At 53.6% G+C, this 8215-nt stretch carries 12 protein-coding genes; 4 read left to right on the top strand and 8 right to left on the bottom strand.

From position 1 onward, the window contains the following. Window positions 1-38: 38 nt before the first annotated feature. The 8 genes from ACNKID_RS05025 to ACNKID_RS04990 all read right to left on the bottom strand — a co-directional run bounded on the left by ACNKID_RS05025 (window position 39) and on the right by ACNKID_RS04990 (window position 5221). Window positions 39-470 carry a hypothetical protein gene (locus tag ACNKID_RS05025; protein WP_417912338.1) on the bottom strand — a complete coding sequence of 144 codons (432 nt, stop codon included), beginning with the start codon at window positions 468-470 and terminating at the stop codon, window positions 39-41. A gap of 28 nt (window positions 471-498) precedes the next feature. Then, on the bottom strand, window positions 499-1020 hold the full coding sequence (locus ACNKID_RS05020; RefSeq protein WP_417912337.1) for a pilus assembly protein PilP: 522 nt from the start codon (window positions 1018-1020) through the stop codon (window positions 499-501). A 17-nt stretch (window positions 1021-1037) separates the two neighbouring features. Next, window positions 1038-1709 carry a type 4a pilus biogenesis protein PilO gene (locus ACNKID_RS05015; RefSeq protein WP_417912336.1) on the bottom strand — a complete coding sequence of 224 codons (672 nt, stop codon included), beginning with the start codon at window positions 1707-1709 and terminating at the stop codon, window positions 1038-1040. Window positions 1710-1726: 17 nt separating this feature from the next. Continuing rightward, entirely contained in the window at window positions 1727-2344 is a 618-nt protein-coding gene (locus ACNKID_RS05010; protein WP_417912335.1) for a PilN domain-containing protein, read from the bottom strand. Window positions 2345-2347: 3 nt separating this feature from the next. Continuing rightward, window positions 2348-3397, bottom strand: coding sequence for a type IV pilus assembly protein PilM (pilM, locus tag ACNKID_RS05005; RefSeq protein WP_417912334.1), 1050 nt, complete (start codon window positions 3395-3397; stop codon window positions 2348-2350). 151 nt (window positions 3398-3548) lie between these two features. Beyond that, window positions 3549-4265 (bottom strand): transglycosylase SLT domain-containing protein, encoded by a 717-nt coding sequence (locus ACNKID_RS05000; protein WP_417912333.1) that lies wholly within the window; start codon window positions 4263-4265, stop codon window positions 3549-3551. 27 nt (window positions 4266-4292) lie between these two features. Continuing rightward, window positions 4293-4937 carry a fructose-6-phosphate aldolase gene (gene fsa, locus ACNKID_RS04995; protein ID WP_417912332.1) on the bottom strand — a complete coding sequence of 215 codons (645 nt, stop codon included), beginning with the start codon at window positions 4935-4937 and terminating at the stop codon, window positions 4293-4295. After that, entirely contained in the window at window positions 4934-5221 is a 288-nt protein-coding gene (locus tag ACNKID_RS04990) for a YHS domain-containing protein (RefSeq protein WP_417912331.1), read from the bottom strand. The genes fsa and ACNKID_RS04990 overlap by 4 nt, the downstream gene beginning before the upstream one ends. Window positions 5222-5498: 277 nt before the next feature. Here ACNKID_RS04990 and ACNKID_RS04985 point away from each other — a divergent pair, with 277 nt between their 5' ends. The 4 genes from ACNKID_RS04985 to atpA all read left to right on the top strand — a co-directional run. Beyond that, a complete protein-coding gene (locus tag ACNKID_RS04985) occupies window positions 5499-5930 on the top strand; it encodes an ATP synthase F0 subunit B (RefSeq protein ID WP_417912330.1) in 432 nt (143 codons plus the stop codon). Then, window positions 5927-6634 carry an ATP synthase F0 subunit B gene (locus tag ACNKID_RS04980; protein WP_417912329.1) on the top strand — a complete coding sequence of 236 codons (708 nt, stop codon included), beginning with the start codon at window positions 5927-5929 and terminating at the stop codon, window positions 6632-6634. Before ACNKID_RS04985 ends, ACNKID_RS04980 begins: the two co-directional genes overlap by 4 nt. Continuing rightward, window positions 6631-7179, top strand: a complete 549-nt coding sequence (gene atpH, locus ACNKID_RS04975; protein ID WP_417912328.1) for an ATP synthase F1 subunit delta — start codon at window positions 6631-6633, stop codon at window positions 7177-7179. The genes ACNKID_RS04980 and atpH overlap by 4 nt, the downstream gene beginning before the upstream one ends. Window positions 7180-7184: 5 nt before the next feature. Next, window positions 7185-8215: F0F1 ATP synthase subunit alpha (gene atpA, locus ACNKID_RS04970; RefSeq protein WP_417912327.1), on the top strand; the 1031-nt coding region annotated here is incomplete at its 3' end.

Here is an 8215-nt window from a genome sequence, read left to right as displayed (position 1 = left end):
CTTTTTTTAGTTTCTAACAAAGTGGAATGCAACATTTTTTATTTCTCTCCCTCTCGTTTCAGGCGCATCACTGTTTCTTTCGAGACAATCCTGCCGGATTTTGTGGTGAAACTCTCGTCAACCACAACTTGTCCACTCTCAATTTTCCTGACAATACCATACGTGCCGACAAACGTTCCTTCGTGCAGAACATATCCTTTCCCAGAAACATCTTCCGCCACCGCCGCCTGCTCTTTTTCCATAAATATCACCGCCACCAGCTTCAGCTGCCCCGGTTCGAACGGAATAGTATGTGGCCGCAACGGTGGCTTAATTGGAGGATCAGCAGGCGGCTGAATGGAAAAAAAAGGAAGAAAAGGATCAGGGCGGCCTTCCCATTGATACATTATCTGCCCAACACCTTCAGCAGCCCAAACTTGGCCTGTCAGAAGAAAAAAAATAGCTATGAAAAAAAGTATATTCTTTGACACAGCATATCTCTTTATAAAGAAATCGAAGCTACATTCCCTTCTGCTCATCATCTTTCTTCAAAGTCATAACTACATCTTTTTCAAGAATTCTACCAGATTGAGTTTTAGAAGTTTCTTTGATAGAAACGCGACCCTTATCAATTTCAATAATTTCGCCACGTTTGCCTATGAGCATTCCTTCCCGGAGAAGATATCCCTTTCCTGTGACATCCTCTGCCATAGCCATCGGTCCGCTCGGAGTGCTCATCACCGCCACCAGTTTTAGCTGCCCCGGCTCCAGCAAACGCAAACCGGTCAGCACTTCTCCCTCATCAGGATCGATAATTTTGTCTTCCTCATCCTTGACAGCCTTTTTTTCTTTAGAAATAAAAGGATAGAAAGGATCAGGTCGGTTGTCCAGCTGGTATTCAAATTTAAGTTTGCCGCGTCCTTTTCCGGCACCGTCAAGGACGGCTGGCGCATCGTCGAGAAGCTGATCTTGAGCCGCTGCCGCTCCGGCAGTCAGAAGAACTGCGGTCAAGAGAAGATATGTTTTTGGACTGAAATGCATTGCGCCGCACCTGTCTTTTATTTCTTTTGAGGAGCAGGGTTCTTTTGCTGTTGCGCACCTGCTGGTGCCTTTGGAGCCGCAGCTTGACCTGTGAAACGATAAGTAAGCAAGTTGCAAGAAGATTTAAGCAGCACTTCCTGCTCAACTTCTTTAGCGGAACCCATTTTTATGTTATCAACAGTTACTAAACGTTCAAGTCCACTGACCTCACCCAAAAAATATCCTACGTTATGGTATGGCCCGTTGATACTGATGGTGATGGGGATTTCAGCGTAAAAATCCTTTGGCACTTCATTGCCCGGTTTAAATTCGTTAAAATCCAATCCGGCTCTTTTGCCAAGGTCAGCTATATTGCGAAGCAAAATGGGGATATCTTGCTCCTTTGGCAGGATCGCCGAAGTTTCCTCGAATTTTTTTTTCGCTTCGGCAAGTTCTTTTTCGTGCTGCTCCTTGTTGTCCGCCGCCTTCTGGGCTTTTTCCACTTTACCAGTCAGCTCTGTCTTTTTTGTCTGTAGTGCGCCAATTTCTTCTTGCTTTGGCATGTAAAAGAGAAAAACAAAAACAACCACTATCAAGATTGGCAACCCTATCGCGATTGCAATCTTAATATTTTTATTGAGAGGAATATATTTATCGTTGATAAACGCATCAAATTTCGCGGCAAAATTTTGTTTTTTATCAGAGGCCATAATTTTTTTCCGCTTCTTTATTTTTCCGCTTTTGCTGGCGCACCACCAGCTTTTTTTCCATCCATCTCCGCAGACGGTTCAGCTCCCGGCATGGCAACAGAGGCGGATAACGTAAATTTTTTTAAATTTCTTTCTGCATAGACCTGCATGACGGAGCTGGTCAGCGTCACATTTGAGATACATTTACACTTAGATTGCCCTAAGGCCTGAAGGTACTCCGCCACTGTTTGATTGTCCAAAGCCATGCCAGTAAGCTTCAGCGTACCGCCACTCTGCTCAAAATCGGTCAGCCACATCCGGGATGTCGGGGTGATATTGGCGACCTCATTCATAATATTGGCCGTCAATGCGGATTTCTTCTCCAGCTCCTCAACAATAGCTGTCTGTTTTTTAATTAAATCCTTGCCTTTTTCCAACGCTTCTATCTGTTTTAAAATTTCTGCAAGTTCCTTCTCTTTCTTCTCCAGTCTGGCTATATCTCCATTCAAGCCCCTGACTTGACCGCTCAAAAACACAACTATCAGGAGCAGCAGTGCTACGAGGACCGCAAAGACCACACCGAAAAACGTCAGCTGCCGTTTAGCTGCGGCCTGCTGCTTGATTTTTTTGACCGGCAGGAGATTTATCCGTAGCATGGCTCAGAACTCCGCCGGACGGATGGCTAATCCGGTCGCTATGGACATTTCAGGCGCGGCGGCCTCAAGATATTCCATGTCTATATTTTTGTTGATCTTCATACCCTCAAAAGGATTGAAGGCGATCACCTCCAAACCAGTCTCTTTGGCAAGATAATCACGCAGGCCAATCACTTTGGAGCCGCCGCCGCTGAGAACGAGCGCAACCAGCGGCCTGCCGGGATTGTTGTTGCCGTAGAGATCAATAGCCTTTTTAATCTCCAACACCCATTTCGTACAGATTTTATTGAAAACGTTGTGCACCGTCTCTTGGTGCTCCTCGTTCGCCGCCTGCCGCCCCAGCTTGATTTTTTCCGCCTCATCGTATTCAATGCCCAAAGCGTCGGCGATATCTTGGCTGATTTTGTCGCTGCCCGTCACCACATCTCGGGCTAAGACTGAAGTGCCACCCGCAATGATATTGATATTCATCTTGGAAGCTCCGATGTCCACCAAGCAGACATTTTTCTCGCTGCCGGCGACGGTGTTCCAGATGTTCTCCAAGGCAAACCCGTCCACATCGACCAGCACCGGCAGCAGCTTCAGCTCTTGAATCATCTCCAAGTACGCGTCCACAACTTCTTTCTTGGCCGCCACCAGCATGACCTCGCTGCGCTCGAACTCACCTTTCGCCGCCTTGGTCACTTGAAAATCAAGATACACCTCGTTGATGTCAAATGGAATATACTGCTCTGCTTCCTGATGCAGCCGGTCAGCCAGCTCATCCTGATTTTCTATTTCAATATTGATTTTCTTGACGATTACCGAATAGCCGGAAATGGACAGCCCAACCCGCTTATTTTTAATCTTCAGATTTTTGAACAGCTCAGAAATCGCCGCTGCGACATCTTCGGCATCTTGAAGCACCCCATCATCCACCGAGCCGGGAGAAAGAGCGGCAGTGCCAAGCGTCACCAGCTCATAACCATTCTTGCCAGCCCGCTTCACCTCGCAGACCTTCACTGCATGGGAGCCAATGTCGATGCCGACTATGGGGATTTCCTTTTTCGCCATGTTCCGTTCGTTTGTTCAGGCTGCTTCTTGGTTCAGCCCGCCGTCAGCCGCAAGCCGGGGGAAAAGCTGAATACATACTATATAGCGCATAAGAAGAAAAGAAATCAAGAGGGGTTTCATTTTTTGCTTCAGTCCCCCAAAAAAACGCCGCTTAATTGACAGTCACGAGTTGCCGAACCCGGATGCTGTTTTTTGCCGGAGCGTAGGCGTACAGCGCACCGCCTTGGTAGTTCTGATAGTGCCTGAGCACCTTGTTTACATAATTGATGGTCTCTGGGATGCGGGGAATGCCGCCAGTGCGCATGACTCTGCTCGGCCCAGCATTGTAGGCGGCCAGACTGAGATGCAGGTCGCCGTTGAAGCTGTCCAGCATCTCGCGCAGATAGCGCGCCCCGCCATAGATGTTTTGCCACGGGTCAAAAGGGTCATTAACATTGAGGTGCCTGGCGGTGGTAGGCATGAGCTGCATCAGCCCCTGCGCACCCTTAGACGAGACAGCGTAACGGTTGAAATCTGATTCGGCTTTGATCACCGCCTTGACCAGCAGCGGATCAACTTGGTGCACGCGGGCCGCATGCTGAATGTGAAGATCGAAACTGCTGCGCTGTGAGATATTCCCGAAGCGCAGCTCGCGGCGGTTGATGCTGTGCACGCCGGGCGCACCATTAGTAGTGATCATCAGACGAGGCTGCCCGGAGGAAGGCTGAGAATAACTCACCGGCTTGCAGCGTCTATCTGTAGAGGCATTGGTGTAATGCACCACCCCACGTTCATCAGTGTATTTGCAGATTTCCCCCTGCGCCCGCCCAACTTGGACGAACAAGCTGGACGCAGCAGCGACGCACCACCACAACACGCAAGCTCTCATTGCAGGCACCTCATTTTTTTTGTCATCTTATTGCCGCCGCTTCTTCCAGTCGGCGAGGAACTGCTCCATGCCGAGGTCGGTCAAAGGATGCCGGGCTAACTGAGCGATGACTTTATAGGGGATAGTGGCGATGTGTGCGCCAAGCAGCGCGGACTGAATCACGTGCATCGGGCTGCGCACCGAGGCGACGATCACTTCGGAGGCATAGCCGTAGTTGCTAAAAATGGTCATGATCTCGCTGATCAGCGACATGCCTTCCTGAGCGATGTCATCCAAGCGGCCAACAAAGGGGCTGACATAGGCTGCGCCTGCCTTGGCCGCCAGCAGGGCCTGCGCAGGCGAAAAAATCAAAGTGACGTTGGTGCGGATGCCTTCCGCTGCCAGCCGCTTGACTGCCTTCAGCCCTTCTGCTGTCATCGGCACTTTGATGACGATATTTTTGTGCAACTTTGCCAGCTCGCAACCCTCGGCAACCATGCCGTCCGCGTCCAGGCTGATCACCTCAGCGCTGATCGGGCCGTCCACCAAGGCGCAGATGTCCGCCAGTATTTCGTTGAACGGTTGCTGCTCCTTGGAGATCAAGGAAGGATTGGTGGTCACGCCGTCCACCATGCCCAGCTCCAGTCCTTTTTTTATTTCTTCGATGTTGGCTGTGTCAATAAAAAATTTCATTCGTCCTGTCCTTTCGTTCCGCCATTGAAGGCATCGCAGCAGGATTCGCTGCAAAAATAATATATTCTGCCGTCCTGCCGGAGCCGGACCGCCTGTTGTTTCGGAATGAGAACGCCGCAGACTGGATCTTCCACCAAGACATCCTCAGCGGATTCTTGTTTTTTCTGCTCGTCCTGCTGCTGCCGAAGCAGCTCGGTCTGAATCTTGTCGCGCAGCTGACGGCGCAGCATCCGCCAGAAGATATAGAGCAGTCCGCCAAGAACAAGCAGACGCAGCGGATTCATGCTGCTCCGTCTCCAGCCGGGCAAAGTTGGCAATTCATAAGATCATTATAATCGGGGGAATGTAAAAGTCGAACCAATTTTTCTTTTTTCGTCCAGCCGACTCAGCTGCTTTGACAAAAGTATTCAATTTGACCGAACAGCTTTTCTGCGGGCAAAAGCAGGCAAAAAAGATTTGACATCCGTCCGCATTTCCGGTAGTAAGTTTCAGTCCGAAAAATAAATTACGCAGCCGCCTGTTCCGGCTGTTCTTTTTTACCGAGGCGATAGGAGCTGTTCTATGATTTCCGTTGACATCACCGTCCTCTTCCACATCATCAACATGCTGGTTTTAATGGCCGTGCTGAACCGGATCCTGTACAAACCGGTCATCGCTATGATGGACAAACGGCATGAGACTTTGGACAGTCTGAGCAGCGAGGCCGAGCAGTTCGGGCAGCACGCTCGCGCCCGGCAGGCCGAGCTGGACCGGAAGCTGCACGAGGCCAGCCTCAAGGCGAAAAGCACCTTGGAGGCGGCGCGGGGCGATGCCGAGCGGGCTGGGGCGGAGCGACTGGCCGCGATCCGGGACGAGGCGGGCAGCGAGAAAGAGCGGCAGCTTGCCGAAATCCGTGCCAGCTTCGATATTGCCCGCAGTGAGCTGATGAGCAACATCAACAGCGTGGCCCAAGACATGGCGGCCAAGATACTGGGAAGGAGCGTGCAGGCATGAACATGAAGAAAGAAATGAAGAAAGTTCTGCCGCTGCTGGCTGCGGCCTGGCTCTGTGCCGGGGTTGTTGGCGCGGTCTTGGCTGAGGAGCATGGCGGCTCAGGACATACGCAGGAGCAGACGACGCATCAAGCCGCTGCTGGGCATGAGACAGCACCCGCCCATGGAAGCGGTGAAGCGGCGCATGGCGAAGGTCACGGCGGTGCTCATGTCGCGCCGATGATCACGCCGGAGAAGCTGAAAGATTTGCTCTGGCGCACCCTCAACTTTGCCGCGCTGGTCTTTATTCTGGTGAAATTCGGCGGCAAGCCGCTTGTCGAGAGCCTGAGCAGCCGCCGCAAGGCTATCGAAGACGAGCTGCGCGAGCTGCAAACAAAGCGCGACGAGGCCGAGCGTTCTTACAAAGAATTTGCCGCTAGGCTGGAAGGCATGGAGGCGGAGATTGCGCTGACCGTCCAGCGGGCGATAGATTTAGCCAAGGAAGAACGGCACCGCATTCTCACTGAAGCTGAGGCGGCGGCGCGGGACATCCGGCGGCAGGCTGAGGCGGCGGTGGCAACGGCGGCGGCGGCGGCGCAGCAGCAGCTTCAGAACGAGGTGGCCGAGCAGGCGGCGGCGATAGCCGAGCAGCTGCTCATCAGAAACCTGAGCCAAGCGGATCAGGTCGCGATTATTGAACAGTATCTGGAAAGGGCGGCGCAATGAGACAGATCATTTTAGCCAAACGCTACGCCAAAGCCATTTTCACCCTTGGCAAGGAGAACGGCACGGTGGATGTGTACGCGCAGACCCTGCGCGATATCGCCGACCTTTTCAGCAATCCTGAGCTGGGAGTTGCGGACGCGCTGACCAATCCCCTCTACCCCTTGGATGTCCGCCTGAAGGTCATGGCCGGGATTGCTGAGGCGGCGGGCGCGGATTCGCTCTTAGGCGCGTTCCTCCACCTGCTGGTGGAGAAAAAGCGGGTCTCGGCCCTGCCGGAAGTCGCGGGCCAGCTGCGGGACATGCTGGAACGCGAGGAAAACATCAGCCACGGCTGGGTCACGACCGCTGTCGAGGCCGACGATGCCCTGCTGGGGAGAATCCGGGTCACACTGGAAAAAATTACAGGAACTAAGGTTATTCTTGAGGCGCAGGTCGATCCCTCGATCATCGGCGGCATGGTGGCCAAGGTCGGCGATCTGGTGCTGGACGGAAGCATCCGCACGCAGCTTCAGGAATTAAAGGAATCCATCAAGGGGAGAGTGTGAGTCAGATGCAGATCAAAGCCTCGGAAATCAGCCGGATCATTAAAGATCAGATCGCAGGCTACAAGAGCGGCATAGACCTCAAGGAGACCGGCACGGTCATCTCCGTGGGCGACGGCATCGCCCGCGTCTATGGCGTGGAGAACTGCCAAGCCATGGAGCTGCTGGAATTTCCCGGCGGCATCATGGGCCTGGCCCTCAACCTTGAGCAGGACAATGTCGGCGTGGCGGTCATGGGCGACTGCCGCAAAATTATGGAAGGCGACATCGTCCGCCGCACAGGCCGCATCGCCGAAGTGCCAGTCGGGCCGGAGCTGGAAGGCCGGGTTGTGGACGGCATCGGCCAGCCCATCGACGGCAAGGGGCCGCTCAATGCCAAACTGACCCGCAAGATGGAGGTTGTCGCCCCCGGCGTTATCGCTCGAAAGAGCGTGCATGAACCGTGCTACACCGGCTACAAGGCTGTTGACGCGATGACCCCGGTTGGACGCGGCCAGCGCGAATTGGTCATCGGCGACCGCCAGATCGGCAAGACCGCGCTCTGCGTGGACGCGATCATCGCTCAGAAAGGCTCTGGCGTGCACTGCGTTTATGTCGCCACTGGCCAGAAGAAATCCACGGTCGCGCTGGTGGTTGAGGCCCTGCGCAAGCACGGGGCGATGGAATACACCACTGTCGTTGCCGCCTGCGCCTCAGATCCCGCGCCGATGCAGTATGTTTCCGCAATGACCGGCTGCGCGATGGCTGAGTATTTTCGCGACAACGGCCAGCACGCGCTGATTGTTTACGACGATCTGTCCAAGCAGGCTGTGGCCTACCGCGAGCTGTCCCTGCTCCTCCGCCGTCCGCCCGGACGCGAGGCCTATCCCGGCGACATCTTCTTCAACCATTCCCGTCTGCTGGAGCGGGCAGCGAAATTGAGCGATGCACTCGGCGCAGGCTCGATGACCGCCCTGCCGATCATTGAGACTCAGGCTGGCGACGTGTCCGCCTTCATTCCGACCAACGTTATTTCGATCACTGACGGCCAGGTTTTCTT

Source organism: Candidatus Electronema sp. TJ (genome assembly GCF_048287355.1).
GTDB lineage: Bacteria > Desulfobacterota > Desulfobulbia > Desulfobulbales > Desulfobulbaceae > Electronema.
This window is presented reverse-complemented; position numbering and strand designations above follow the sequence as displayed.

Bases quoted from the DNA above. Each gene is read 5' to 3' on its own strand.
- ACNKID_RS04985 (WP_417912330.1), top strand. From the start codon at position 5,499: ATGATTTCCGTTGACATCACCGTCCTCTTCCACATCATCAACATGCTG.
- ACNKID_RS05000 (WP_417912333.1), bottom strand. From the start codon at position 4,265: ATGAGAGCTTGCGTGTTGTGGTGGTGCGTCGCTGCTGCGTCCAGCTTG.
- ACNKID_RS05015 (WP_417912336.1), bottom strand. From the start codon at position 1,709: ATGGCCTCTGATAAAAAACAAAATTTTGCCGCGAAATTTGATGCGTTT.
- ACNKID_RS05020 (WP_417912337.1), bottom strand. From the start codon at position 1,020: ATGCATTTCAGTCCAAAAACATATCTTCTCTTGACCGCAGTTCTTCTG.
- pilM (WP_417912334.1), bottom strand. From the start codon at position 3,397: ATGGCGAAAAAGGAAATCCCCATAGTCGGCATCGACATTGGCTCCCAT.
- ACNKID_RS04980 (WP_417912329.1), top strand. From the start codon at position 5,927: ATGAACATGAAGAAAGAAATGAAGAAAGTTCTGCCGCTGCTGGCTGCG.
- ACNKID_RS04990 (WP_417912331.1), bottom strand. From the start codon at position 5,221: ATGAATCCGCTGCGTCTGCTTGTTCTTGGCGGACTGCTCTATATCTTC.
- ACNKID_RS05010 (WP_417912335.1), bottom strand. From the start codon at position 2,344: ATGCTACGGATAAATCTCCTGCCGGTCAAAAAAATCAAGCAGCAGGCC.
- fsa (WP_417912332.1), bottom strand. From the start codon at position 4,937: ATGAAATTTTTTATTGACACAGCCAACATCGAAGAAATAAAAAAAGGA.
- atpH (WP_417912328.1), top strand. From the start codon at position 6,631: ATGAGACAGATCATTTTAGCCAAACGCTACGCCAAAGCCATTTTCACC.